Below are 25,414 nucleotides of genomic sequence, written 5' to 3'. Positions count from 1 at the left end.
TACAGATCGCCTCAGTGGCGAGTTTCGGCCAGCGGCTGGATCTCGCCCGAGGCGATCATGATCGTCAGCCACAGCACTTGCCGATAGTTCTGGTCCGCCACCACGATCTTGAGCACCAGCTCGGACGCGCCAAGCTCCATGGCCATTTCCATGGCCGCGCGCTGCGCCTCGGCTTGGGCATGCTCGATGTTGCGGCACTCGATACCGACATGATCGATCTCGAGATCGCCGTTCTGCACCACATCAAAATAGAAAACGGACATCAAGACCTCCGCAGTGAGAAGGTCTTGAGCCCGTTTTCGTTTCGCTTCAGCCGTTCACATTTGCCCCGGAGGCAAACAGCCCCGACCTCTGGCCGGGGCTGAAAAAACACTACCAGTCGAACTGCCGGGACACCGAAACCTTGAAGCTGCGCCCGACCGAGCGGTCCGGCTGCTGGTTGTCGCGGTAGTCGGCGTCAAAGATATTGTCCACCGACAGCCGCACTTCGGTTCCCTTGAGCGCACCGAACGACGGCTTCCAGGCGGTAAAGGCATCCACTGTCACATAGCCCGACGTCGCGCTGTCGCCCCCAACCGAAGGCGCAACACCCGTATCGGCACTGGCCGCAAAAGTGCCCTTGACGCCATATTCTATCCCGAACTCGTCATTGCGCGCGCCCAGCGTCGCCACCAGCTTGTGCGCCGGGATCGAAGTCAGCGCTTCCCCGGTGTCGGTGTCCTCCCCGAACGCCGCCGTATAGGCCAGCCGCGCAAACACATTGCCCGATTCATAGGAGCCCTCCACCTCCACGCCATAAATGCTGGCATTGGCGATGTTGGAGAAATAGGGCCCCGGCACGCCGCGCGGATTGGCTTCGATCAGCCCTTCGATATCGCTATAGAACCCGGTGACCTTGACCGCCGCCTGGTCCCCCTCCTGGATCAGCTCGAAGCCTGAAACGGCAAAGCCGGCCTCGTAATTATTCGATGTTTCCTTGTCGAGCTGCAGGCTGGGCGTACGCGTATCGCCATATTGGTAAAGCTCGTCCAGCGACGGCAGCCGCTGCGTATGGGCGATTGAGCCGAACACCGAGAAATTCTCGTTGAACTCATAGAGCGCCGCAAGCTTGGGCGAGAGCGCGAAATCCTCCACGTCCCTGTGCTCGGGACGGCTGACCTCGGGCGATTGCCACACGAAGTCGCCACGCACGCCGGGGATCAGGGTGAGCTTGTCGTCATAAACGAACTCGTTCTGCACAAAGAGCCCGAGCCGTGTGTCCTCGCCCTCGGGATGGGTGCCGATCACGCCCGTGCCGGTCCGGCCTTCCGCAATGCGGTTCTGCCGGCTGAACTGGGCGCCATAGGTGAGGTAATTGTCCCAATTCTCGCCGGAGAATTCCGAGGTGTTCTCGATATTGGCCTGCCAGGTGCGATATCCATATTCGGCATTGCCGAACGACGCCGCCATGGGGCTCGCCCCGCTCTGGTCCACCTGCGTATCGGAAAAGGACAGATTGGCCTTCATATCCACCCAGGGATTGTCGATGTCCGCGTTTTCGTAGGCGAGCACCGCCGTCTGGTCCACCACCTTGCGGTCCACCAGCCCGAACATGGCCGAAGTGCCGGTCTGGGAATAATCCTGGTCCTCCGCATCGCTGTTCCAGCGCTGGTAGGACAGGCGCAGCACCTGCTCGTCGTTCTCGCCAAACCGCGCCGTGCCCTTGATCAGCCCGGACAGGGCATCGAATTCCGACCCCGAGAGCGTATCGCCATTGGCGAGCCGCAAATCATCCGAGCGGCGCCAATTGCCTGCAGCCAGAATGTCGAAGCTGTCATTGATCTGCTGCGCCAGAACGCCCGAAAGCAGCGTGCCATTGCCATTGGAGCTATACTGCGTCTTGACGCGCGCCGCGCCGCTATAGCCGTCCGCGATAAAGTCCGAGGCGTCCTTGGTGGTGAAATTGATCACGCCCCCCAGCGCACCCGAGCCATAAAGCGTCGAGGACGCCGGCCCGCGCAGCACTTCGACCTGCTTGTAGAGCTCGGGATCGGAGAAAAACGAGCCCATGCGATATTGCTCGTAGAATTTCTTCGCGCCATCCACCGTCACGATGATGCGCGATTCATCGCCCGAGCTTTCCGCCGTGCCGATGCCGCGAATGTTGAACGACTCGCCCAGCGCCCGGTCCGACCCGATCACCGCCACGCCCGGCACATTGTCGAAGATTTCCCCGATCGTGGTGGCCTGCGCCGCATCGATGTCGTCCTGGTTCACCACCGTTACAGCCTGTGGCGTGTCGATCGCGACTTTGGGCGCGCCCGCGCCGATCACCAGCCGCTCCAGCACCGTAATATTGCTGGCATTCACATCGATTGGCTGCCCGTGCGCACCCTGCGCCGCCAAAACACTCAAGGCCGCACCGCACATAAGTGCTGCGCTCCGCGACTTAACCAGCCCCATTTCAAACTCCAAAACTCTGTGTGTTGTCCGCGCTGGCTGGCTGTGTGGCTGGCTGCGTCGTGATTGCGCCAGAAAGCTGACACAGAAAATCACCTATTGCGTCTTCTATGTAACATGATTAGAAGAGTCAACATATAGACATCGGCCCAGCCAAGTTCGCAGAAACCAGCCAAGCCACTGATTTTAACGAGAACTTACGTGACGCAATCAGGCGACGGCGCGCTGTCGGGGGCGACCCCTTCGGGCACACCCACATTGACCACCCAGGAGCTTTTTGCGGGCAAGGACGAGATCGTCCTTATCCACAATGGCTCGGCCTATCGCTTGCGCATCACCCGCCAGAACAAGCTCATTCTGACCAAATAGGCCCATCGATGACCTCTACAGCAAGCAAGACGCCAGCCGAAATCCGCTCCCTGCGCGCCCTCCATCCCCAGATGCGCGAACGTGATTTCGCCCGCATCCACGCCATTTCCGAAGCGCAGCTGGTCGCGGCCGAAACGGGCCGCAGCGTTGTTCGCCTTCGCGCCGATGTCGCAATTCTGCTCAATGGCCTGCCGGCCTGCGGCGAAGTCATGGCCCTCACGCGCAATGAAAGCGCCGTGCACGAAAAGATTGGCCCATACGAAAAAGCGGTACTCGGCAAGGCTGCCTCCATGGTTCTGGGCGAGCAGATCGATCTGCGCATTTTCCCCAGCCGCTGGGTGTCCGGCTACGCCGTGGAAAAAACCGCCGACGATGGTGCCATCCGCCGCTCGCTGCAGTTCTTCGACGCTCAGGGCATGGCCGTCCACAAGGTGCACGCCCGCCCCGCAACGGACCTTGCCGCCTGGGCAGCGCTGGTCGAAGCCCTTCGTCACCCCGAGCAGATCGATACGCTGGAAATAACACCGCTGGAGACCGCGGCACCCAAGGGTGAGCCCGCCGGAATTGCCCAGCTGCGCGAGCGCTGGGCTGCCATGACCGACACCCACCAGTTCTTCGGCATTCTCAATGCCCTCAATCTTCCCCGGCTCGATGCGCTTGAAATGGTGGGCGAGGACTATGCCTTCCAGCTCGATCACAGCGCGGTCGAAAAGCTTTTCACCGATTCAGCCGCCGAACAGCTCCCCATCATGGCCTTTGTCGGCAATCACGGCTGCATCCAGATTCACTCAGGCCCTGTCACCAACATCAAGACCATGGGCCCCTGGCTCAACGTCATGGACGACACTTTCCACCTTCATCTCCGGCTGGACCAGATCGCCTCCGCCTGGGCCGTGCGCAAGCCGACCTCCGATGGCCATGTGACCTCGGTCGAAGTCTACGACGCACAGCGCCAGCTTATTATCCAGTTCTTTGGCAAGCGCCAGGAAGGGCAGGACGAACGCACCGCCTGGCGCGCCCTGGTCGAGCAATTGCCGCTGTTCCAGCAAACCAACGCCGCGTGAGGACAGGCATGTTTCGCTTCCGCACCGCCGTTCTGGCCACAGCCATCCTGGGTACCATGGCACTCCCTGCCACGGCCCAGGACCTCCAGCCTTTCGCCGATAGCTCGCGCCTTGTGTCCATCGGCGCCTCGCTGACCGAAATCATTTACGCGCTGGGGGAGGGGAAAAAGCTCGTCGCCCGCGACCAGACCGCGCTTTATCCCGAAGCTGCCGCCAAGCTGCCCGATGTGGGCTATGCGCGCGCCCTGGCGCCCGAAGGCGTGCTCTCGGTGGCGCCCACAGCGCTCCTTGTCACCGAAGGCAGCGGCCCGCCCGAAGCGCTCGATGTGCTCGCCCATGCCGGCGTCGAATACCAGACGGTGCCGGAGGGCTATAGCCACGAGGGCATTCTGGTGAAGGTGCGGGCCGTCGGCCAGGCGCTCGATGTCAGGGAAAAGGCCGAGGCACTTGCCGCCGAGATCGATGCCGACCTCAAGGCCGCCGAAGCGCGCACGGCCGATATTGCCGAGCGCAAGCGCGTCCTGTTCGTGCTGTCCACCGAAGGCGGCAAGATCCAGGCTTCTGGCACCGACACCGCCGCCAACGGCATCATCGCCTTGGCCGGCGCGGTCAACGCGATCGATCAATATAGCGGCTACAAGGCCCTGACCGACGAAGCCATCATCGAGGCGGCGCCCGACCTGATCCTGATGATGGACCGCGGCGGCGACCACGACACGACCGAGGGGGAACTGCTCAACCATCCCGCCATCAGCCTCACCGAGGCAGGCAGGAACGGCGCCATCGTGCGGCTCGAGGGCTCCTATTTGCTGGGCTTTGGTCCGCGCACCGCCTCGGCCGTGGGCGAGCTCATCGACGCCTTCTACGGGCCGTGACCAGCATGGCCCAAGTGCTCACCGAGGGACGGATCCGCACCGCGCGTCTGGCGGGGGACCGCTCTGGCCTTGGCCAGGTGACCCTGGCCGTGCTCACACTGCTGCTCCTTCTGGCCATGGCCATATCCATGACCACTGGGGCTTCGGGAGCCTCCATATGGACTTGGATGCAAGGGGTGCTGGGCCTTCTGCCGCAGGGTCACGAAATCAGCCTTCGCGATCATGCCGTCATCGTTAATATCCGCTTGCCGCGCATGCTCCTGGGCATGCTGATCGGCGCTGGCCTCGCCGTTTCTGGCCTCCTGATGCAGGGCCTGTTCCGCAATCCCCTGGCCGATCCCGGCCTTGTCGGAGTGTCGGCGGGAGCAGGCCTAGGTGCTGTGGGCATGATCGTCCTTGGCACCACCGCCCTTGCGCCGCTCACCGCGTTTTTGGGCATCTATGCCCTTCAGATTGCCTCCTTTGTCGGCGGCGTCATCACGACCTTTATTCTTTATCGTGTGGCCACCCGCAGCGGACAGACCGCCATGGCCACCATGCTGCTGGCCGGCATTGCGCTTGGCGCCCTTGCCGGCGCTGCAACGGGCGTTCTGGTCTATGTCGCGAACGACGCGCAGCTGCGCGACCTCACGTTCTGGGGCATGGGGTCCCTGGCGGGCGCCAATTGGACCAAGATCATGGCCTCGGGCCCCGTTATTCTCGCAGCACTCCTTGCTGCAGCGTTCCTGGGCAAGGGTCTCAATGCCCTGACCCTTGGCGAAGCGACGGCCAGCCACCTCGGCATTCCCGTCCAGCGCCTCAAGCACATCGTGATCCTCGCTGTTGCTGGCGCAACCGGCGCCTCCGTTGCCGTCAGCGGCGGCATCGGCTTTGTGGGCATCGTCGTGCCGCATCTCCTGCGCCTCGTGATTGGCCCCGACCATCGCTATCTCCTGCCGGCCTCCGCGCTCCTGGGCGCGTCCTTTCTTCTTCTGGCCGATGCCGTAAGTCGCGTGATCGTCGCTCCGGCCGAGCTGCCCATCGGCATTGTCACCGCAGCTGTGGGCGGCCCCTTCTTTCTCTGGATCCTCCTGCGCAAGCGCGCCGTGTTCAGCTGGTGATCCGATGATCCAAGCCCAAGACATCACCGTCGATATCGCCGGCCGCCGCATTCTGCATGGGGTCAGCTTTTCAGCCCGGCCCGGCACCCTGACAGCCGTGATCGGGCCCAACGGATCCGGCAAGTCGACGCTGCTCAAGGCGCTTTGCCGCGATCATCGCTATGGTGGCACGATCCGGCTCAACACTCAGGACCTGGCCGGGCTCACCCCCGCTCAAGCGGCAAGCCTGCGCGCCGTGCTGCCCCAGGCCAGCAATTTGCCTTTTCCCTTCACCGTGCGCGAGGTCGTAGCCCTGGGCCTCACTGCCGGCCGCCCCGGCGTTCTGCCCGGCACCCTTCATCGCCTCCCCGAACAAGCCCTGGCGCGGGTTGATCTCGCAGGGTTCGGCGGGCGCTTTTATGGCGAGCTGTCAGGGGGCGAGCAGCAGCGCGTGCAACTCGCCCGCGTCCTCGCGCAGGTCTGGATACCCGTGCTCGACGGCGTGCCGCGCTACCTTCTGCTTGATGAGCCAGTCTCAAGTCTCGACATCAAGCACCAGATCCTGATCATGGATGTCGCCCGCCAGTTCGCCCGGGAAGGCGGCGGCGTCATCGCCATCCTCCATGATCTCAACCTCGCCGCTATCTACGCCGACCAGATCCTGGCGCTACGCGACGGACGCCTTCAGGGCTGCGGCGCACCCGCGGACCTTCTCACCGACCAGTTGATCGCCGACGTCTTCGACTGCCCTATGCGTGTCGGCATGGTGCCGCCAGCTCACATTCCCTTCGTCCTGCCCCAGTCCGCCGACCATGTTGAATTGGCCGCCGCCGGCTAGTCAGCACGCTGCTTCCCGTTGACCCCCATTAGCGTCGGCGCAGCGCGAAATGTTAGCAGTCTGCTAACCCATTCGACCCAGATGCGAAGCCATAGAGGGCCCTGCAAGGCTGGGTCTGGCTCAGCCCGCGCCACAACAAAGCCCCGTCCTGCCAAAGGCAAGCGGGGCCATATTCCAGAAGAAAAATCGTTACCTGGCAAAGACTTGCTACAGGCGCAGCCGAGAATGCTGATTAAGAACAAGCACTACTCAACCAGGCTGCGTTGAACGCCATTGGGCGTCCTGTCGGCCCTCAAGAGGCTGAAATCCAAAGCAAACCTTAAGATTTCCCCCTCGAGGTCATCCGGAGCTAAACTCGGGCTCAAGCAGCCCTGGCAAAGCTCGCGCCATAGAACGGCATCCGCCGCTTCCGGCGTGGCGCTGCGGCCAGAGGGTAAGAAAGGGGATAATCGGGGCTGTGGTAAAGCCGTGCCATATCCTCGCCGGTAAAGTTCCGCGTGCCGATGCGAAGGCTTGCGCCCCGCAGGCTCACGGGCGCTGCTTGTTCAAAGGCAAAGCGGAGCGCTTGTGCTGCCGTGCGGAAATTTCGTGGCCCCTGCGCCAGCGCAGTTGGGCGGTCGCTGCCAAGGAAAAGCTCGGCGCGAGCATTGTAATCTATTGATGTCATTGAATTCTCTCATGTGGTCCTACCCTTTGGGCTTGGACCATTCTTTTGGGTATCGGGCCTCGACTGCTCCCGCAGGAGGCAGGGCCGGGGTGCAGGAGCACCCCAACCCGAAAACGAACTAGAGCAGCGTCAGATTGGTCGCGGACATCTTGCCGTCACGACCGGTCTCGAGCTCATAGGTAACCTTGTCGCCTTCATAAAGGCCAGCAAGGCCCGAGCGCTCGACAGCGGAGATATGGACAAAAGCGTCCTTGTCGCCGCCTTCTGGCGAGATAAAGCCGAAGCCCTTGGTGGTGTTGAAGAATTTTACGGTGCCGTTGATCATGGCTTTCGTCCTTGGTTTTGAAAACGCCCCGCTGAAACGCAAGACGTCGCTCCCGGCTAGCAACATGCTGGTCAGGTCACACGCTCGCAAAAATCAGGAAGAGGCCAAAACCGGTATACCGGCATTCAGACAGCTGTCTTGAGCTGAAACGTATGAGATCAATATAGGGCACATCTCGGCAATAGCAAGGCAATCCTGAAAATAGATCAAAAGGGCTTCCGATAAGTCGAGAGCCCTTTCTCGTTTTACTGGCTCAGCCCCGGGAGATATTGCGTCGCGTCCGGCGCAAGCAGCTCGGGGATTTGGGAGAGCTCCACCGTCAGCAAATCGCTCGTACAGGCAAAGCTGACATGCGGCAGGCCCTGCAGGGCAAAAACAACCTTGTCGCCCGGCGCAAACCGCATGCCGAGATTGGACTGGATCAACTCATCGAACCCGCACTCTTCTTCAAAACTTGCGTCGGAACCGGGCGTACGATTGGCAACAACATAGTCGATCAGGGGCTGCCCAGCTGCCCACAAATAGTTCTGCGGTGCTTGGAGCGCCTCGGCCTGGTCTATTTCCGCCTCATAGTCATTGATGTTGCTGATGGCAGTCCAGTCCTTGAATATCTTGCCCAGCGGCAAGGGTTCTCCCGTCCGCACATCCATGATGAAGCTGTCATAATGATTGTTGGGATGGGCGCCGCCGCAATAGGTGCTGCCCGCTTCCGTCCAGTTCAGGACTGTGGGTGAAAGGTAAGCAATCTCGATGTTTTCATCGTCATAGCCTCCAAGGCTGCCGCCCTCCATCGAGACGCTGTATCCGCCAAAGGAGAAACCGGCATAGCCGCCGGCAAGGCAATCAAGGGCCTCCGCATTGATCGCGGCATGGCGCTGCGCCAAGGCCGCATTGGCCGCATCCGGCGAGGTCCCGTCTGCAAGAGATACAAGGCGCGGGAAAGCGAGCTTTGTGCGAGGATCAACCACGAAGCGATAGGTCGAGCCTTCCAGCGTTTGCACCGGCTCCACCTCTTCAAGGCCAACCGCCATCTTCGCGCTTTCGTAAGGCAGGGCCTCCGGCGCAAAACCATATGGCATCTGATACCGCTCCGGCCAGGCGCTGTCCCGCAAAGCCAGCGGCGTGATCTCGGTCCCCTCCGGCAGGGTCCGGCGACCAGCCTCCATGAGCTCAATGGAAAGGCTCTCGCCCCCTTCCTTGCTCGACGAACGAGCGCCGCTCACCTTGCCCTCGGCATCCACTTCCAGCGTCCAAACGCCGGCAACAGGCACCTGTTCAATATTGCCTTCATCATCGATAACGCAGCTCTGTTCGGTGCATTGGGCTTCCTCAACCAGCGAGACTGCGCCCGCAGAATTCGCTTGCGAAGCCAGGGGGATATCCATCCCGCTATCGAGATAGCTGAAGCGCCCGGCAACAATCTCTTCTCCCAGATCCGTCAGCTCAACGACCACCGGCTTGTCACCCAGCGTGCCTTGGTAGGTCACAGCCTCGGCTGCACAGGCCGGAGCAGCCATCAGCACGCAGGCGAACGGAAGAACTAGACGCATATTCAAAGCCTTGTTAGCGGCCATGGGCCGTTCATTGTTGGTAATGGGAGCTCAGGTACTGGCAGCCCGGGCATTGACCTTGGCCACCAATTCGTCGGGAATATCATCAAAGCTGGCATAGTTCATGTTGTAAAGCTTGGCATAAAGCCCGCCCTTGGGCATGAGCTCCTCGTGATTGCCGCTCTCGATCAACTCGCCATTCTGCAGCACGATGATCCGGTCCGCCCCGCGAATGGTCGCCAGCCGATGGGCGATGACCATGCCCGTTCGCCCTTTAAGCAGGGTGACCAGCGCCTTCTGGATCTGCCGCTCCGTATAGGAGTCGATATTTGCCGTGGCTTCATCGAGCACCAGGATCTTGGCATCCGCCACAAGCGCTCGGGCAAAGCTCAGCAATTGCCGCTGCCCCAGGGAAAGATTGGAGCCGCGCTGCTCCAGGACGCTGTCGTACCCGCCGGGCAGGCGCATGATAAAGTCATGTGCACCAACGGCTTGGCAGGCTGCGATCACATCGTCCAGACTTGCTGAAGCCTTGTTGTAGCGGATGTTGTCAAACACCGTGCCGGTAAACAGAAACGGCTCCTGCAACACCATCGCGACCTGCTCGCCCAGGGATTCCTGGGTTACATCGCGCACATCATGCCCGCCCACCAGCACGGCGCCCGACTGCACCTCATAGAAGCGGTGAACCAGCGACATGGCCGATGTCTTGCCCGATCCGGTCGGCCCCACCAAGGCGACTGTCTCCCCTGGCTTGACGGTAAAGCTCACATTCTTGAGCACAGGGCGATCGTCGCTATAGCCGAACACCACATCGCGGAACTCGACTGAGCCATCCATCTCCCGCGTCAGCGTGATAGCATCAGGCTTGTCCGTAATAGAGGCCGGAACATCAAGCACTTCGGTGATGCGGCGTCCCGACGTCATGGCCCGCTGCATGATGGAATATTGCATGGTAAGTGAGCGGATCGGATCGAAAAAGCGCTGGATATAGAACAGGAACGCAACAATCACGCCGATCTCGAGCCCGCCATTGAGCACGAGCGAACCGCCCACCACCACCACGATGGCCATGGCAATGCCGGTGAGGCTGTCCACGATCGGCACCATGACCTGCGCATAGCGCGAGCCCGTCAGCTGGGTCTGTAGATTGCTGTACGCCTTGTCGTCGAACAAATCGAAATTGACCTTCTGCCGATCCAGATTCTGTACGGTGCGTACACCATTGATCCCCTCCGCCATGGCGCCTGCCGTGATGGAATTGGTCTCATGCGCCGCCCAGAAGGCGCGCTTGGCCCGCGGCAGCCAGAAGATGCGCACCACAAACAGCACGGGCATGGTGGACAGCGTCAGGAGCCCCAGCCGGAAATCGAGCGACAGCAACACCACGATGATGCCGATCAGCAGCACCATGTCCCCGACTGAAATCACGGAAGTTTCCAGGAACTCCTGCATGGAATTGACGTCGCCCTGCAGCCGGCTCATCAGCCGCCCAACTTCGGTCTTGTCCATAAAGCTCAAGGAAACCCGCTGCAGCTGGGCAAACATGGCCCGTCGCATGTCAAACAACACATGCTCTGCGACCTGGCCAACCTGGGTTTCCTGCATATAGGAGGCGCCGTAGTTGAGCAGCACGGCTAGAGCAAAGGCACCCATTGCCCACAGGAGATTGGTGGTATTGCCTCCCTGCGTCATGCCGCTGTCGATGGCCCGGCCGATGATCAGGGGAATGGCCAGCTGCGTGGCCGTGAACACCAGAACGGCAGCAACAGACAAGTAGATCTTGCGGCGGTACGGGCGCACGAAAGCCCAGATGCGGCGCACCGTGCGCGGGTCATAGGCCTTGCCGAATACCTCTTCCTCGATCCGGTGCGAACCTACGCTCGCGCGCGGTGGGCGCTGGCCAGGAAAGCGTGCGGTCTCGCGATCTTCGTCTTCCTGCTCGATCGCACTCATTCCGCTGCACTCCCAAAATGCACGTCATTGTCCGGCCGCGTCTGCAGATCATAGAGGGCCCGATAGCGGCCACCCATGGCGAGCAGCTCTTCATGGCTGCCGCGCTCGACAATCTTGCCGTCTTCCAGGAACAGGATGATATCGGCATGCAGCAGTGAACTCAGTCGGTGGGAAATCACCAGCGTCACCCGGTCCTTGGCATAGCGCCGGATAGCGCTGCGAATGCGGTGTTCCGTCCCGGCATCGATGGCCGCCGTTGAATCGTCGAACACCATAACAGCGGGCTTGAGTACCAGGCTGCGGGCAATCGACAGGCGCTGCCGCTGCCCACCCGATAGCGACACCCCGCGCTCGCCCACGACCGTTCCATATTGGAGGGGCAAGCCAAGGATATAATTGTGCAATTGGGCGCTTTCGGCAGCCCGCTCGATCCGGCTTTCCTTGGACCAGGGATCGCCATAGGCGATGTTGTTTTCGATCGTGGTGGTGAACAGGAACGAGTCCTGCTGCACGACGGCAACAGCCCGGCGGAGCGAGTGAAGCGACACCTGGCTGACGTCCTGCCCATCAATGGTGATCCGCCCGCCGGTCAGATCATAAAAGCGCGGAATAAGGTGAGCTAGGGTAGACTTGCCACTGCCCGGCGCGCCCACAATACCGATCGTTTGGCCCGCTCGCGCTTCAAATGTAATGCCATCAAGCGTTGGATAAAGCGCGCCCGGATAGGTAAACTGGACATCCTCGAAACGCAGAACACCTTCGCTGACCTTGAGGTCGGGAACGCCCGGCTTATCCTCGATGGTCAGCGGCTCGTCGATAAAGGCAAAAAGGCGATTGCCGCAGGTGGAAGCCCGGGCAAAGGAGTTGACCATCAAGCCCAGCTGGCGAACCGGCATCTGAAGGATGGTCATGAAGGTCAGGAAGGAGGCGAGCGTTCCTACGCTCATCTCCCCCGCGATCACCTTGTTGCCCCCGGCCCACAGCACCAGCCCCATGGCGGCAAAAAACGAAAAGGTCATGGCCGAAGTATTGCGCACCCGGATCAGCACCCGCTGGTGCGAAAGCTCCAGCGCTTCCTTGGATGCATGATCGAACTTGCCGAGCTCGAATTTCTGGCCGGAGAATGCCCGCACGACGCGGATGCCACCCAGATTTTCTTCCATCACGCGGGTGAGGGCGGAAAGCTTGTCCTGCAGCATGAGCCAGGTCTTGCGCAGCGTCAGCTGCGCAACAGATGACCGCCAGGCGACAAAAGGAACGAAGCTGAGGGCCAAGAAACCCAGAAGCAGATCGGTCGTGAGCAACATATAGGCGCCCACCCCGATCAAGACCGAAAGGAGCACGACGCGAACCAGGCCGGTCGCAAAAAACATGCGCACGCCATCAAGGTCGAGCAGGCCCATGGTGATCAGGTCACCCGTATGCACCCGGTCATGATAGGCATAGGGCAGGCGCTGGACCTTGTCGTAGAAGGCCAGGCGCAGCTCGTAGCCCACATGATGGCCCACCGATTCCGAGAAATAGTTCTGGCACAGGGTGAAAAAGCCGCGGGCGACGGACACGACGAGGAGCGTCACGGCGCTCCAGAACAGGGCCTGTTCAGCCTCCTGCGCGCCAATGCTCAAGATATTCTGCGCCTGGTCAACCGCGCGGCCAAGAAGGCGAGGAATCAGCAATTGCAGCACGGATGCAATGATCGTGGCGCCGATCGCCGCAGCGGCTCGCCACGGATGGCGCAGCGAATAAAGTGTGATCCGCAGCAGCGGGCTCTGACCTTTGCCTGCGTGAGCCGCAGCAACGTGGGCCTGTGCATCGCCGCGTGAATGGACGCGGCCAGCCTTGTCGGTGGTCAAGGAACTATCCAGACTTCGAAATAAATGGGCCCGAGCCGGAGGCCGGAACATAGTCAGCCGTCAACGGGACAAAAAATCATTCGCAAGCGCTATAGAATGCCCGTTCGATCTACCATTCAAGACAGTATTTGAGCAAAAACGCAAATTTGCCTGGAACGAAACCGGCAAGCCCTGAACCGCAGGCGTTGGCAGCGATTGACGTTAAGGCGCGGTTCGCTCCGCTGGCCCCTCGTCCTGGAGTTCGGGATAAATCAGGGCTGAGCATTGCCGGTTGCTGGCAACAAGAATTGTTTGTTCCTGGGCTGTTAAAAGGCCAGAATAAACCGCCTCCCACAAATCATTATCCTCGATCGTCTGGAGCCCGCATTGGCAATAGGTGGTGCATAAATCCGGCCCCGTACCACCAGCCTCGCAGGTGCTTTGGCAGGAACCGAGAAAGTCCGATTGACGCATCGAAATCTGCGGCTGCAGCACAGCGGCAGCTGGGTAGATCAAGGCCAACAAGAGCGGCTGGTGCAGGAGGTAAATCAGCAGGCTCCATCGCCCCAGGAAGCTGAGGACACGCGGCAGACGCCCCGGCGGGTTGATGCGGGCGAGGCGCTCGGCAAGCGGTGAGCTCAGCACTACCCGAGTGGCGACAATGCCCAGCAAGACCACGCCAAACCAGGGAAATACAGGCACCAGGTCATTGGCGGGCGGCGGCACTTCCCAAAAGCCGATCCAGGACCAGGCCTTCTCGTTGAACAGCGAGTGCGAATAAACCCAAGGTAGGGCGATAACGATCAGGGCGACCCCAATCGGCAGCCAAAGCGGCGCAAGAAGGAACGGGAGGGCCAGGACGCTGAACAAGGCGATGGCATGCAGGACGCCGAAATAAACAAAGCTTTGGGGGAAGACAAAATATGTGCCCAGTGTGATCAGCAACGCTCCGGCCAGGACGAACCGCCAGCGGCGCCAGAATGCACGCCAGCGAACGCCCCTGCCATGGCCCAGCACCAGCCCGACCCCTACCAGGAACAGGAAGGCGCTGAGGATAGAGCGCGCGATAATCACCCACTGCGGATCATAGCCGACGTCCGCCGAGATGAAGCGGAAATAGCTAAGGTCCCAGCACAAATGGTAGGCAATCATGGCAATGATCGCGACGCCACGCGCAATGTCGATCACCGCAAAGCGCTGGCGCGGAGCCGAAACCTCGCTCATCAGCTGATTTGCGCCAGAACGGACAGGAAAGCCTCGCCATAGCGATCAAGCTTGGCCTGACCTACGCCCGGCAGGTTCAGCATGTCATGAGGATGACGCGGGCGAGCCAGCGCCATGGCGCGCAGGGTCGCGTCGTGGAATATGACATAGGGCGGCACGCCCTGTTGCTTGGCAATGCGCAAACGCTCATCCCGCAGAGCGTTAAAGATCGAAAGCGCCGGCTCGCTCAGATTGGCGGCACCCGAAGCCAGTTGCCGGCGCACATCCACGGCCCGCTTGGGCCGATCCTTGCGCAGCACCACTGAGCGCTCGCGCTTGAACACGGCACGGGCTCCTTCGCCCAGGCAGAGGGCGCCGTGGTTGGCATGGTCTACCACAATCAATCCAGCGGCCGTCAGCTGCCGGATCACCGATTGCCAAGCCTGGCTGTCGAGGTCATTGCCCTGACCGAACACCGCCTGGTTCTGGTGCCCGAACCGTTCGACTTTCTCGGTCTGCTTGCCGATCAACACATCGATGACGTGAGCCGCGCCAAAACGCTGGCCTGTGCGGTAGATCGCAGCCAAGGCCTTGATGGCGGCTTCCGTCCCATCCCAGGATTCCACCGGCGAGCGGCAGGTGTCGCAATTGCCGCAATTGCCCGGATGGGCTTCCCCGAAATGGTTGAGAATGGCCTTGCGCCGGCATTCTGGCGTCTCACAGACGCCGAGCAGGGCATTGAGCTTGCCATGCTCCAGCCGCTTGATCTCGTCGGGCGCATTGCCTTCGTCGATCATGCGGCGGCGCTGCACCACATCGGCCATGCCATAGCTCATCCATGCATCGGCCGGCTGCCCATCACGTCCGGCGCGGCCGGTTTCCTGATAATAGGCCTCGATCGAGGAAGGCAAATCCATATGGGCGACATAGCGCACATCGGGCTTGTCGATTCCCATGCCGAACGCCACCGTCGCTACCATGCAGATATTGTCGTCCTTGAGGAACGCGTCCTGATTGGCGCTGCGCATCTCAGGGCTAAGCCCCGCATGATAGGGCAGGGCGGGGATACCCTTGGCACAAAGCCAATCGGCGATGTCCTCGACCTTGGCTCGTGACAGGCAATACACAATACCGGAGCTGCCCTTGTGTGCGGCCAAAAAGGCCAGCAATTGCTCGCGCGCCTTGTCCCGCTCCACGATGGAATAAGAAATGTTGGGTCGGTCGAAACTCGTGGTGAAAACCCGCGCTTGTTCGAGGCCGAGCCGCTCGATGATGTCAGCTCGGGTGATCGGATCGGCAGTGGCGGTCAGGGCGATGCGCGGCACGCCAGGGAAAAGCTCGGTAAGGTGGCTAAGCTCGCGATATTCAGGGCGGAAATCATGCCCCCACTGGGAAACGCAATGCGCCTCATCGATCGCAAAAAGGGCAATCTCTATGCCCGAGAGCATGCTGGCAAAACCTTGGGTCGCAACCCGTTCCGGCGCGACATAGAGCAGGTCCAATTCGCCGGCGCGCAATTGTCGGCGCACTTGGGCCGACTCTTCAGGTGTCAGGGACGAGTTGAGGGCTGCTGCGGAGATCCCGGCCTGTCGAAGGGCTTCCACCTGATCGCGCATCAGTGCGATCAGAGGCGAGATGACGATGCCGACACCCCGGCGGCAGATCGCCGGGATTTGGTAGCACATGGACTTGCCGGCGCCGGTTGGGAAAAGCACAACGGCATCGCCACCATCCACGACATGGTTGACCACATCGGCCTGTTGGCCACGAAAGCTCCTATGGCCAAACACATCGCGCAGCACGGCCAGGGGATCGCGCGGCATGTCCGGGGCAAAGCTGAAGAGATCGAAACTCGATTCAAGGGTGCTCACACCGCTCTTGAATCACACAGGCCCGTGCGCGGCAAGGCGACAAAAGGGCGTGATCAATCTCCCGCAGAGGCGAAGAGGAGAGGTTCGGTGCGGGTGGGACAAGAGCTCGCCTGCCGTTTCGTTGGCCGGGCCCAGAAACCGGAAAAATAGACCCGTTCTCTGATACCACCGCGTCCGGTTGACGCGCACCAAAACCTCGGACCGGCTCAATCTCGCGGGAGGCAAGAGGTTCCTGTGCCTCACGAATTTGTCAAAGGCTTGCTCAAAAACGGCGAGCCGCGCAGCACAAAGCGCCAAGGGGTTTCGGCGCCTTTGGTAATACCGATGCGAGGTCCGGCTGCAATGTCACTTCGCCCATCTGTTGCCTCCAGCCGGAACGGCGATTGATCCAGCGGCAGAGTGTTGTGGCGAATATCCACCCCGAGCGCCTGGCACAGCTTGCCAGGCCCGGAGCATAATTGCCGCTCCAACATATCGCCACGGCGCTCGCGCATAACAGACAGGCCGTGGGTGGGTTCCAGCGCGCGGACCAGCACGGCGCTACCGGGCTGGCACACGAAGTTGAGGCACCAATGAATGCCATAGATCTTGTAGACATAGGCGTGCCCTGGCGGCCCGAACATCGCGGCATTCCGCAAGGTTGGTCCGCGAAAACTGTGCGATGCAGGATCGGCCTGATCATAGGCTTCCACTTCGACCATTGGTCCTCCAACGCCATCAACGAGCAAAAAGGCCCCGATCAAGTCACGCGCAACCTCCACGGCATTGCGGTCAAAAAACGCGCGATTAAGCTGCTGCATCCTTGTTCAAACTTCCTGTCGTCAGGTTGCGGTAACGCTGCTCAAGAGCGGTAACCGGGACAACGCACCAGAGGCTGACATGGTCACCTGCTTCGTGCCAAGCTCAACGGAAAAGGAGAACAATATGAGTTTTCGTGCGCTCGTCATCGACAAGGATGGAAACGGGGAGGTGCAAGCGGCGGTGCAGGAGCTCAACGAAGAGCGGCTTCCGCAGGGCAATGTCACGGTTGAGATCGAATGGGCTGGCCTCAACTACAAGGACGGCTTGTGCCTAACTGGTAGTGGCGGCCTGGTGCGCAACTATCCGCATGTGCCTGGGATCGATTTTGCCGGCACGGTAAGGAAGAGCGAGGACGCTCGATACCGGCCGGGGCAGCAGGTAGTGTTGACCGGCTGGCGTGTCGGGGAAGCCTATTGGGGCGGCTATGCCGAACTGGCCCGTGTTGATGCCGAATGGCTGGTGCCGCTCCCCGAAGCGCTATCTACACGCGACGCCATGACCTTGGGCACGGCTGGGCTCACCGCCATGCTGGCGATTGAACGGCTAGAAACTGCAGGGCTCAAGCCAGAAGCGGGGCCGGTGCTCGTAACCGGCGCTGGCGGCGGCGTTGGCTCCATCGCCCTCAGCTTGCTGGCCAAGCTTGGCTATGAGGTAGCAGCGCTTACGGGTCGTGCTGAACTCAGCAACACGCTCAAGGCCTTGGGTGCCGCCAGCATTATCGATCGCGCCGATTTCCTTGCCCAGGCAGACAAGCCGCTTGAGTCCGCACGCTGGTCTGCGGTAATCGATAACGTTGGTGGCGCCCTGCTGGGGAAACTGCTCAAGCAAATCCAATATGGCGGTGCTGTTGCCAGCATCGGCAATGCCGCCGGCATAGAGCTTAACACCAATGTGCTGCCGTTCATCCTGCGCGGCGTCACCTTGATCGGCATCGATAGTGTCATGCAGCCCTTTGAGCGGCGCGTGACCGCTTGGAAACGTCTGGCTAGCCTTTTCGATAAGCATGCCTATGGGGAAATGGTGCGCGAGATTGGCCTCGAAGATCTGCCCGATGCAGGCCACGCGATCCTCGCGGGGGAGATCAAAGGAAGGGTCCTAGTGCGGCCACGATAGTCGGATCAGCGATAGCCAGCCGCTTGCAACTCGAACAGCTCGGCATAGTGCCCGCCCAAGGCAACGAGCTCATTATGCGAACCAGACTCAAGGATGCGCCCATTTTCGAGCACGAGAATGCGGTCGGCCATGCGCACGGTCGAGAAACGGTGCGATATGATCACCGCTGTCTTGCCCGAGGCCAGGCTCTTGAAGCGTGCAAACACATCCGCCTCTGCCTTGGCGTCCAGAGCTGCCGTTGGTTCATCGAGGATGACCAGCTCGGCGTCGCGCATATAGGCTCGCGCGATCGCAACCTTCTGCCACTCGCCGCCGCTAAGGTCGCGCCCCTTTTTGAACAAGCGCCCCAATTGCTGGTCATAGCCCTGCGGCAGCTTGCGGATCACCGCGTCGGCAAGGCTGCGCTCTGCAGCGCCCTCGATGCGCTCCATATCATTCTGCTTTTCGATACGTCCCACGCCGATATTCTCCCGAGCGGTGAGACTGTAGCGGATGAAATCTTGGAAAATGACGCCGATATGGGCGTGGATGTCTTGGACGGCAAAGTCCTTGAGGTCGATGCCGTCTACGGTGATGCGGCCTTCGCTTGGGTCATAGAGCCGCGTCAGAAGCTTCACGATCGTCGTCTTGCCCGCGCCGTTTTCACCCACCAGGGCGAGAGTTTCCCCTGCCACCAGCGTGAAGCTCAAGTGCCGAATGGCCCAACCTTCCGTAACGGGGTAGCGAAAGCCCACATTGTCAAAAACGATGCCCTCGCGGATAGGCTGCGGGAAAGGCTTTGGACTTGCGGGCGAAAGGACAGTTGGCTCGATCTCGAAAAACGAGAATAGATCATCAAGATACATCGACTGCCCCGCGATCTGGGTAAAGCCGATCAGGATCTTCTGGAACAAGCCGTTGAGCCGCAGGAACGAGCCAGACAAAAATGCCAGATCGCCGATGGAGAAATCACCCGTGATCGTGCGCCACACGATAAAAGCGTAGGCGCCATAATAGGTCAACGTTGCGATCGATGAAAAGAGCGCTCCCCAAGCGGCTCGCTGCGTGGACAAGGAGCGGTTTTCAAGAAAGATCGCATGGGCCAACTGCCGGAAGCGGCTAACGAGGAACCCACCAAGGCCGAACAGCTTGAGTTCCTTGGCGGTTTCTGCGCTGGCGCCTATATAGCGGATATATTCCAGCTCCCGCCGCTCCGGCGTTCGCCACCGGCTCATATTATAGGCGAGGCTATTGAACCGCGTTTCGCCCCAGATCGCCGGGACAAAGCTCAACGGGAAGAGCAAGATCAGCCATGGCGCATAGGCAAAAAGGCCCGCTGCCAGGGTAAACACCGTGATCATGTCCTGCGCTTGGCCAAACATCTGGCTAAGAAGCGCGTTGCGGCCGGCGGCCTGCCGGCGGGCACGTTCCAGCCGGTCCTGGTATTCAGCCGATTCAAAGTGCATGAGATCGAGCTTGGCCGCATGGGTCATCAGCTCGACGCTGACCGTATTGGAATGCAGCTCGGACAAAACCAAATCGACCAGGCTTGTGGCTCTGGCCAAAAGATCCGAGCCGATCACCAGAACAAGTTCAAGCGCCAGCAACGCCATAATTTGCGTCAGGACGCCACTGGCCCACCAGTCACCAAAGCCAGGGCCAGGCGTCGGGATAGTGGTAAGGCGAACAACCTCGTCGATGATCAGCTTGCCCACGTAAAGCATGGCTACAGGCTGAACGGAGGCAACAAGGCGCAGAACGATACTGGCTGCAGTCAGCGGTGCGCTGGTCCGCCAAATCTGGGCTACAAGGCGGCCAAGATGACGCAGATTGCGCAGGCGTTCCTGAAAGCTCGGGGGCTGCTCAGGCGCGGGGAACGGGCGACGCCCGGAAGGATTGCTCATGACGCCGTTTTATCGGGAGCAAAGACGAGCCGATAGGGGTTTGCCTTTCGGATCGCTTAGGGGCGTTCGCGCAGGAACGCCGCAAGATTGTCGGTGACATGGTGCACATGCGGGCCGCTGGCGCGCCCGAGTTCCCAGGCTTCCACCTGCGCATGGGCAAAGTCTGGCGCTGCAACGACCTGAACCGTGGTCATGCCGACCTCGTGGGGAACAACAAGGTTTTTCTCCAGATCGTCGAACATGACAGCCCGCGTCGGATCGATGTCATAAAGGGTAAAAAAACCTTCATAAGCGGCCCGGTTCGGCTTGGGCACAAAGGTCATGGCGCGAATATCATGCACATGCTCGAACAGATCATCGCCCCCAAGCTTGGCAAGTACTGATCGAGCGTGCTTGGTGTCCCCATTGGTGAGGATGAACTTGCGGCCGGGCAAGTCCTTGATCACCGAGACAAGCTCGGGGTGAGGTTCGACGGGCGAATAGTCGATGGCGTGAACATTATCAAGGAAATGCTCGGCATCGACCCTGTGCTGGTGCATCAGCCCGTTCAGCGTTGTGCCGAAATCACGATAATAGGTCTTCTGCAGCTCGCGCGCTGATGCGAAATCGAGCTGGGTTAAATCCATCACATAATTGGTGATCCGCAGATCAATCTGCGCAAACAGATTGCATGTGCGCGGATAAAGGGTGTTGTCGAGGTCAAACACCCAGTCGGTGACATGGGAAAGGCTGCGAATGGTCGGCGGCGTAAGATCGTTCATCCCGCCACTATGCGCTCAAGTGGTGAAATTATCATATAAACAGTGTGGGAACGGCGCCATACGCCGTTCCCACCTTGATTAATCGGCTTGTTGGTTGGCTTGGACGCTCAACCCCAGGGCCGTGATCAGACCCGCGGGATTGGCTGCAGCTGCCATCAGCACCAGCACCGAAGTGGGCGAAGGCGGCGCGACTGCAATTTCGATGCTCTGCGGATCGTCGAGGAATGCCGACACGGGCGGCACCACAAGATCGTTAAGCGCCGGAATGCCGGATTGTGCCACGAGGCCGGGCAGGGTGGCCTTGAGACCCTCGACGAACCCAGCGCGATCAGAACCCGACTGCGCGGCAAAATAGTCCAGCAGCTTACCGGCGAGCGAAGCGTCGTCATAACGGATCGAAGCACCGGCGATGGAAACGCCCTGCATGATGGCCATGCCCTGCATCATCTGAGCCTGCGATTGCTCTTCGCTGGCTTCCTCACCCGTTGCCGCCATCTGCGCCTGCATGGCGTAGATCTGGTCCAGCACGGCCGGGGTCATTCCGGTGATATCGAGATTGATGTCGAGCGCACCCACATCGGCGAAGTCGAACAGGAACTCGTCGACTACCATGCGCCCATCGGCCATGGACCAGGTGAGGCGCTGGGTGATGTCGCCGGTGACATTGGTGAGGCCCAATTGCTCAATGGTCTCGGCGGCACCAGGATCGTCCTCCTCAATACTAGACAGGTCGAGCGCCATGCCCGTGATGGACAGCGAGGCGGTCATGTCAACCAGGGCATCGCTGCCCTGTTCTGGATTAAAGGTGTTCGCCGCTTCCATGCGCTCATAGGCGAACACCTGTGCACCTTCGCGCTCGATGGTGAGGGGGCCGGTGCTGATGCTTGCCACGAGCTGCAAGATATCCGTCGCGGGAACGGTGTCGCCGGCTGGAACGTAAAGACCATCCAGGCGAATATCGCTCAGCGTGATATGACCGGTGGGCTCTTCGGCAAAATCAGCGTCGATATCGGGTATGGTGACGCTTTGCGCCATGTAGCTGCCGTCTGGGCGCTCCGTAACCCCGCTGAAGGTGATCACCGTATCCGTCGTAAAGCTTGTCGGCTCGTCTTCGGTGCCTTCCAAGCCGGCCATGTTGACGGTCACGCCATCCACCGTAACGGTGTCGCCATCCAGCGTCGCTGGGCCGAATTCGAAATCATAGCCGATATGCTGGTAGACTTCAGCAACCCGGTCCACGAAGGCCTGGGCCTCAAGAGCTGAAGCAGGCTGCATCAGAACGCCAGTCGCAGCACTGGCGAGCAGCAGGAGCTTGAATGAAGGCATCGGCATGAAATCGTCTCCGGTCAGGTGAAGGTTTTGCGGTGCGGCAATCGGGCAGGCTGATGTTTATCGGCAAGTCGCCCAAAGCGGATGGCAACGCAATACGGCAGAATAACGCTCCGGCACGAGATAATGCCGTCGTCTTGCAAACATAAGACGGTCTCAGGCAAAATCACCCAGGCCGGCGAAGTTTTGCTTCTACTGGTTAGCCAGAAATTGCTGGTAGGCAGTATTGGCGGTTTCATCCCAATAGGGGAAACCAATGGCATCGATATGCGCGATAAAAGCGCTTCGGGTGGCGGCCGGCACTTGGATACCCACAAGGACCCGTCCATAATCGGCGCCATGGTTGCGATAGTGGAACAAGGAAATGTTCCATTCATCGTTCAGCCCCTCGAGGAATTTGAGCAGGGCCCCCGGCCGTTCGGGAAACTGGAAGCGGTAGACCATTTCGTCGGGCAGATCCGCAACGCGCCCGCCGACCATATGGCGAACATGAAGCTTGGCGACTTCGTTGTCGGTCAAGTCAGTTACATGGAGCCCGTGTGTTTGCAACTGTCCGATAATCTCGTGCTTCTCGCTGTCACCGCCCGTAAGCTTGATGCCAACGAAAATCTTGGCATTGGTGCCATGGGCAAAGCGGTAGTTGAACTCACTGATCGAGCGTTGCCCCAAAAGACGGATGAAAGCGCGATAGCTGCCGCGCCGCTCCGGAATTTCCACCGACAGGAGCGCTTCGGCCCGTTCCCCGATCTCGGCGCGCTCCGCCACATAGCGCAAGCGGTCGAAATTGACATTGGCCCCCGAGTTTATCGCGATAAGAGCGCCCTCGGGCGCCTGTCCAGTTTCGACCTGACGGCGTAATCCCGCCAGCGCCAGCGCACCGGCAGGCTCGGCTATGGCGCGCATGTCATCAAAAATGTCCTTGATTCCAGCGCAAATCTCATCGGCCGAGACGGTGACGATATCATCGAGCAGATCGCGGCACAGGCGGAATGTTTCCTCGCCGACCTGGCGCACCGCAACGCCGTCCGCGAATAGCCCCACTTGGTCAAGCGCCACTGGATGACCCGCAGCTATAGCTGCCTTCATGCTGGCGGCTTCCTCGGGCTCAACGCCGATGATGCGGATCTCGGGGCGCAGGAACTTGACGAAGGCTGCAATGCCCGCAGCCAGCCCGCCACCACCCACCGGCACATAGATGGCGCCAATGTTGCCGGGATGCTGACGCAGCAATTCCAGGCCGATCGTACCCTGGCCGGCAATCACGTCAGGATCGTCAAACGGATGCACCACGACATAGCCGTTCTTGCGCGCAAGCTCTTCCGCATGGGCGCGCGCTGCATCGAACCCGTCGCCAAACAATACCACCTCGCCACCCAAGCGACGTACGGCCCCGATCTTGATTGCAGGTGTGGTGGTTGGCATCACGATGACGGCCCGAATCCCCAGGCGCGTGGCCGAAAGCGCCACTCCCTGCGCATGATTGCCAGCTGAAGCGCAGATCACGCCACGCGCGCGTTCTGCGGCACTCAGCTGGGCGATACGATTATGCGCGCCGCGGATCTTGAACGAGAATACGGGCTGCAGGTCCTCGCGCTTGAGCAATACCTCAGCGCCCAGTCGCGCAGACAGCAGCTCCATCTTCTCAAGCGGCGTTTCCTCGGCGGCTTCATAGACCGATGATGTCAGTATGCGACGGACATAATCCAACATAATGCTGCTCCATGGGGGCTGCCTGGGAGGGAAGCCAAGGCTGCTCGTTTGTCAACAGCGCACAGGTCAGCCATGCGAACATGGGGTTGAGCCATCAATTGAATAATTGAAACCGCAGGCGTATGCCTACGCGCCCTCGAGATTTCGACATTGCGGCATGTCGTTTGTTGGCAGCACAGGGCTGCTGCCTGTCGAAATCCCTGCTTCAATCGGATGGACCAAGGACATTCCCAATGGCTGACACCCATGCACATGGCGCGCCTGCTGAGCTCGATCCGCGCCGCTGGCCGGCCCTGTTTGTGCTGCTGATCGCCAACTTCATGAATTTGATCGATGTCACCATCGTCAACGTCGCGCTGCCCTCGATGCGTGAAAGTCTGGGCGCCAGCGACAGCCAGATCGAGTGGGTGGTCGCAGCCTTCATCTTGGCGTTTGCACTGGGGCTCCTGCCTTTCGGGCGGCTTGGTGACATCTTCGGCCGCACCCGGATGTTCCTGATCGGAGTATCCTGGTTCACGGCTGCATCAGCCCTGTGCGGGCTTGCACCCAATATTGAGCTTCTTATTCTCGCGCGGGTCCTTCAGGGGCTCGGCGGCGCCATGATGACGCCGCAGGTGCTGGCGATCGCCACCGTCACCTTCCCGCCCCATGAGCGGGGGCAGGCTTTCTCGCTGTTCGGGCTTTCCGCTGGCCTGGCCTCGGTTTGCGGTCCTATCCTGGGCGGCGTGCTGGTCTCGGCCAATCTCTTTGGCATGGAATGGCAGCCCATCTTTCTCGTCAACATACCGATCGGTATCGCCACGGTGGTTACCGGCTGGTTCCTGATCCCACGTCTGCCAGGCCATGCCGGACTCAAGAATGACTTCGTCGGCATTGTCCTGTTCGGCGCTGCCATCCTTGCGGTCGTCTTTCCCATTGTTGAGGGGCGCACCTATGGCTGGCCGGTTTGGGCCTTCGGCATGATGCTGGCAGGGCTGGTCCTGATGGGCGTATTCGTTGTCTGGACGCGCGGGCGCGCCAGAATGGGCGAGCCGCAATTGCTCAATTTCGACCTGATCACCAACAGGCAGTTCATGTTCGGCGCCTTCGTGATCACCGTTTTTGCTTCGGGCATCCCGGGCATGTTCATGATCATCTCGCTGCTGCTGCAGGGTGGCTTTGACTTCACGCCGCTCCAATCGGGGCTGACCAACACGCCCTTCTCGATAGGTGTCCTGATTGCCTCGGGAATTGCCGGGCGCTTGGGTTCGCGCTTTCTCCGCGCGCGACTCGCAACCGCCGGCCTGCTGCTGGTGCTCGGGATCGGATCGCTGCGTTTCTATATCGCCGGCGTTACCGACAGCATCGATCAATGGGCGTTTCTGCCATCGCTGCTGATCGCTGGCATTGGCCTTGGTCTCGGGTTTTCGTCCTTGTTCCAGCTCGTGCTGGCCTATGTGCCGCCGCGCGATGCGGGTGCAGGATCGGGTGCGCTGCAGGCCTTCCAGCAGGTCGGCGGCGCGCTTGGCGTAGCCTTTATCGGCGAGCTATTCTTCTCCAATCTGGGCTTTGGCCTTGCCTCGGGCTCCCCCCAGCACGAGGCCTTTGCCGGAGCGGCGGGGATCGCGCTCTGGTACGTCGTCGGCAGCTTTGCCCTTGTGTTGCTGATGGCCGGGTTCTTCAAGCGGCCTGCTCCCACAGCGGGGCAGGCGCCGGGCCAGCCGGTTCTGGTGGAAGCCTGAAAACAAAGGCCGCCCCATAGGCGGCCTT

At 60.6% G+C, this 25,414-nt stretch carries 21 protein-coding genes; 7 read left to right on the top strand and 14 right to left on the bottom strand.

What is annotated here, in order from left to right:
- Positions 1 to 11: 11 nt before the first annotated feature.
- Positions 12 to 263: a DUF6894 family protein gene (locus DDE77_RS04320; RefSeq protein ID WP_108396191.1), complete on the bottom strand. Its 252-nt coding sequence runs from the start codon at positions 261 to 263 to the stop codon at positions 12 to 14.
- A gap of 109 nt (positions 264 to 372) precedes the next feature.
- Positions 373 to 2,442, bottom strand: a complete 2,070-nt coding sequence (locus tag DDE77_RS04315; RefSeq protein WP_108396190.1) for a TonB-dependent receptor domain-containing protein — start codon at positions 2,440 to 2,442, stop codon at positions 373 to 375.
- A 198-nt stretch (positions 2,443 to 2,640) separates the two neighbouring features.
- Here DDE77_RS04315 and hemP point away from each other — a divergent pair, with 198 nt between their 5' ends.
- The 5 genes from hemP to DDE77_RS04290 are packed head-to-tail and all read left to right on the top strand — an operon-like array spanning position 2,641 to position 6,664.
- Positions 2,641 to 2,808 (top strand): hemin uptake protein HemP, encoded by a 168-nt coding sequence (gene hemP, locus DDE77_RS04310; protein ID WP_108396189.1) that lies wholly within the window; start codon positions 2,641 to 2,643, stop codon positions 2,806 to 2,808.
- An 8-nt stretch (positions 2,809 to 2,816) separates the two neighbouring features.
- Positions 2,817 to 3,872: a hemin-degrading factor gene (locus DDE77_RS04305; protein ID WP_170116477.1), complete on the top strand. Its 1,056-nt coding sequence runs from the start codon at positions 2,817 to 2,819 to the stop codon at positions 3,870 to 3,872.
- Between the two features lie 8 nt (positions 3,873 to 3,880).
- A complete protein-coding gene (locus DDE77_RS04300; RefSeq protein ID WP_108396188.1) occupies positions 3,881 to 4,747 on the top strand; it encodes a heme/hemin ABC transporter substrate-binding protein in 867 nt (288 codons plus the stop codon).
- A gap of 5 nt (positions 4,748 to 4,752) precedes the next feature.
- A complete protein-coding gene (locus DDE77_RS04295) occupies positions 4,753 to 5,847 on the top strand; it encodes a FecCD family ABC transporter permease (RefSeq protein WP_108396187.1) in 1,095 nt (364 codons plus the stop codon).
- Between the two features lie 4 nt (positions 5,848 to 5,851).
- On the top strand, positions 5,852 to 6,664 hold the full coding sequence (locus DDE77_RS04290) for a heme ABC transporter ATP-binding protein (protein WP_108396186.1): 813 nt from the start codon (positions 5,852 to 5,854) through the stop codon (positions 6,662 to 6,664).
- Between the two features lie 361 nt (positions 6,665 to 7,025).
- Here DDE77_RS04290 and DDE77_RS04285 read toward each other — a convergent pair whose 3' ends face one another.
- From DDE77_RS04285 to DDE77_RS04250, 8 genes are all read right to left on the bottom strand, one after another.
- The gene (locus tag DDE77_RS04285) at positions 7,026 to 7,331 is read right to left on the bottom strand and encodes a hypothetical protein (RefSeq protein WP_108396185.1); all 306 of its coding nucleotides are present in this window, start codon (positions 7,329 to 7,331) and stop codon (positions 7,026 to 7,028) included.
- A 118-nt stretch (positions 7,332 to 7,449) separates the two neighbouring features.
- Entirely contained in the window at positions 7,450 to 7,656 is a 207-nt protein-coding gene (locus DDE77_RS04280; protein WP_108396184.1) for a cold-shock protein, read from the bottom strand.
- Positions 7,657 to 7,901: 245 nt separating this feature from the next.
- Positions 7,902 to 9,206: a head-tail connector protein gene (locus tag DDE77_RS04275; protein WP_157959663.1), complete on the bottom strand. Its 1,305-nt coding sequence runs from the start codon at positions 9,204 to 9,206 to the stop codon at positions 7,902 to 7,904.
- Between the two features lie 51 nt (positions 9,207 to 9,257).
- Complete coding sequence (locus DDE77_RS04270) at positions 9,258 to 11,162, bottom strand: ABC transporter ATP-binding protein (RefSeq protein WP_108396182.1); 1,905 nt, start codon at positions 11,160 to 11,162, stop codon at positions 9,258 to 9,260.
- Positions 11,159 to 13,066 (bottom strand): ABC transporter ATP-binding protein, encoded by a 1,908-nt coding sequence (locus DDE77_RS04265; RefSeq protein WP_108396181.1) that lies wholly within the window; start codon positions 13,064 to 13,066, stop codon positions 11,159 to 11,161. The genes DDE77_RS04270 and DDE77_RS04265 overlap by 4 nt, the downstream gene beginning before the upstream one ends.
- 150 nt (positions 13,067 to 13,216) lie before the next feature.
- Positions 13,217 to 14,218, bottom strand: coding sequence for a heparan-alpha-glucosaminide N-acetyltransferase (locus tag DDE77_RS04260; protein ID WP_108396180.1), 1,002 nt, complete (start codon positions 14,216 to 14,218; stop codon positions 13,217 to 13,219).
- Positions 14,218 to 16,020 carry a DNA helicase RecQ gene (recQ, locus tag DDE77_RS04255; RefSeq protein WP_108396294.1) on the bottom strand — a complete coding sequence of 601 codons (1,803 nt, stop codon included), beginning with the start codon at positions 16,018 to 16,020 and terminating at the stop codon, positions 14,218 to 14,220. Before recQ ends, DDE77_RS04260 begins: the two co-directional genes overlap by 1 nt.
- A 287-nt stretch (positions 16,021 to 16,307) precedes the next feature.
- Positions 16,308 to 16,868 carry a DNA-3-methyladenine glycosylase gene (locus DDE77_RS04250; protein ID WP_108396179.1) on the bottom strand — a complete coding sequence of 187 codons (561 nt, stop codon included), beginning with the start codon at positions 16,866 to 16,868 and terminating at the stop codon, positions 16,308 to 16,310.
- 124 nt (positions 16,869 to 16,992) lie between these two features.
- Here DDE77_RS04250 and DDE77_RS04245 point away from each other — a divergent pair, with 124 nt between their 5' ends.
- Positions 16,993 to 17,982, top strand: coding sequence for an oxidoreductase (locus DDE77_RS04245; RefSeq protein WP_108396293.1), 990 nt, complete (start codon positions 16,993 to 16,995; stop codon positions 17,980 to 17,982).
- 5 nt (positions 17,983 to 17,987) lie between these two features.
- Here the strand turns inward: DDE77_RS04245 and DDE77_RS04240 are convergent, their stop codons facing one another.
- From DDE77_RS04240 to ilvA, 4 genes are all read right to left on the bottom strand, one after another.
- Positions 17,988 to 19,865, bottom strand: a complete 1,878-nt coding sequence (locus tag DDE77_RS04240; RefSeq protein ID WP_108396178.1) for an ABC transporter ATP-binding protein — start codon at positions 19,863 to 19,865, stop codon at positions 17,988 to 17,990.
- 56 nt (positions 19,866 to 19,921) lie between these two features.
- Complete coding sequence (locus tag DDE77_RS04235) at positions 19,922 to 20,626, bottom strand: pyrimidine 5'-nucleotidase (protein WP_108396177.1); 705 nt, start codon at positions 20,624 to 20,626, stop codon at positions 19,922 to 19,924.
- A gap of 78 nt (positions 20,627 to 20,704) precedes the next feature.
- On the bottom strand, positions 20,705 to 21,958 hold the full coding sequence (locus tag DDE77_RS04230; RefSeq protein WP_108396176.1) for a YdgA family protein: 1,254 nt from the start codon (positions 21,956 to 21,958) through the stop codon (positions 20,705 to 20,707).
- A 189-nt stretch (positions 21,959 to 22,147) separates the two neighbouring features.
- Positions 22,148 to 23,665 carry a threonine ammonia-lyase, biosynthetic gene (ilvA, locus tag DDE77_RS04225; RefSeq protein ID WP_108396175.1) on the bottom strand — a complete coding sequence of 506 codons (1,518 nt, stop codon included), beginning with the start codon at positions 23,663 to 23,665 and terminating at the stop codon, positions 22,148 to 22,150.
- 233 nt (positions 23,666 to 23,898) lie between these two features.
- Between ilvA and DDE77_RS04220 the strand changes: the two genes are divergently transcribed.
- Positions 23,899 to 25,386 carry a DHA2 family efflux MFS transporter permease subunit gene (locus DDE77_RS04220; protein ID WP_108396174.1) on the top strand — a complete coding sequence of 496 codons (1,488 nt, stop codon included), beginning with the start codon at positions 23,899 to 23,901 and terminating at the stop codon, positions 25,384 to 25,386.
- The last annotated feature ends 28 nt before the right edge of the window (positions 25,387 to 25,414 follow it).

The organism is Devosia submarina (assembly GCF_003056345.1).
Lineage (GTDB): Bacteria > Pseudomonadota > Alphaproteobacteria > Rhizobiales > Devosiaceae > Devosia > Devosia submarina.
This window is presented reverse-complemented; position numbering and strand designations above follow the sequence as displayed.

What these genes read in the sequence shown, in the direction of transcription:
- DDE77_RS04320 (WP_108396191.1), bottom strand. Translation starts at nt 263, where the DNA reads ATGTCCGTTTTCTATTTTGATGTGGTGCAGAACGGCGATCTCGAGATC.
- DDE77_RS04315 (WP_108396190.1), bottom strand. Translation starts at nt 2,442, where the DNA reads ATGGGGCTGGTTAAGTCGCGGAGCGCAGCACTTATGTGCGGTGCGGCC.
- DDE77_RS04305 (WP_170116477.1), top strand. Translation starts at nt 2,817, where the DNA reads ATGACCTCTACAGCAAGCAAGACGCCAGCCGAAATCCGCTCCCTGCGC.
- DDE77_RS04300 (WP_108396188.1), top strand. Translation starts at nt 3,881, where the DNA reads ATGTTTCGCTTCCGCACCGCCGTTCTGGCCACAGCCATCCTGGGTACC.
- DDE77_RS04295 (WP_108396187.1), top strand. Translation starts at nt 4,753, where the DNA reads ATGGCCCAAGTGCTCACCGAGGGACGGATCCGCACCGCGCGTCTGGCG.
- DDE77_RS04290 (WP_108396186.1), top strand. Translation starts at nt 5,852, where the DNA reads ATGATCCAAGCCCAAGACATCACCGTCGATATCGCCGGCCGCCGCATT.
- DDE77_RS04285 (WP_108396185.1), bottom strand. Translation starts at nt 7,331, where the DNA reads ATGACATCAATAGATTACAATGCTCGCGCCGAGCTTTTCCTTGGCAGC.
- DDE77_RS04280 (WP_108396184.1), bottom strand. Translation starts at nt 7,656, where the DNA reads ATGATCAACGGCACCGTAAAATTCTTCAACACCACCAAGGGCTTCGGC.
- DDE77_RS04275 (WP_157959663.1), bottom strand. Translation starts at nt 9,206, where the DNA reads ATGCGTCTAGTTCTTCCGTTCGCCTGCGTGCTGATGGCTGCTCCGGCC.
- DDE77_RS04270 (WP_108396182.1), bottom strand. Translation starts at nt 11,162, where the DNA reads ATGAGTGCGATCGAGCAGGAAGACGAAGATCGCGAGACCGCACGCTTT.
- DDE77_RS04265 (WP_108396181.1), bottom strand. Translation starts at nt 13,066, where the DNA reads ATGTTCCGGCCTCCGGCTCGGGCCCATTTATTTCGAAGTCTGGATAGT.
- DDE77_RS04260 (WP_108396180.1), bottom strand. Translation starts at nt 14,218, where the DNA reads ATGAGCGAGGTTTCGGCTCCGCGCCAGCGCTTTGCGGTGATCGACATT.
- recQ (WP_108396294.1), bottom strand. Translation starts at nt 16,020, where the DNA reads ATGCCGCGCGATCCCCTGGCCGTGCTGCGCGATGTGTTTGGCCATAGG.
- DDE77_RS04250 (WP_108396179.1), bottom strand. Translation starts at nt 16,868, where the DNA reads ATGCAGCAGCTTAATCGCGCGTTTTTTGACCGCAATGCCGTGGAGGTT.
- DDE77_RS04245 (WP_108396293.1), top strand. Translation starts at nt 16,993, where the DNA reads ATGAGTTTTCGTGCGCTCGTCATCGACAAGGATGGAAACGGGGAGGTG.
- DDE77_RS04240 (WP_108396178.1), bottom strand. Translation starts at nt 19,865, where the DNA reads ATGAGCAATCCTTCCGGGCGTCGCCCGTTCCCCGCGCCTGAGCAGCCC.
- DDE77_RS04235 (WP_108396177.1), bottom strand. Translation starts at nt 20,626, where the DNA reads ATGAACGATCTTACGCCGCCGACCATTCGCAGCCTTTCCCATGTCACC.
- DDE77_RS04230 (WP_108396176.1), bottom strand. Translation starts at nt 21,958, where the DNA reads ATGCCGATGCCTTCATTCAAGCTCCTGCTGCTCGCCAGTGCTGCGACT.
- ilvA (WP_108396175.1), bottom strand. Translation starts at nt 23,665, where the DNA reads ATGTTGGATTATGTCCGTCGCATACTGACATCATCGGTCTATGAAGCC.
- DDE77_RS04220 (WP_108396174.1), top strand. Translation starts at nt 23,899, where the DNA reads ATGGCTGACACCCATGCACATGGCGCGCCTGCTGAGCTCGATCCGCGC.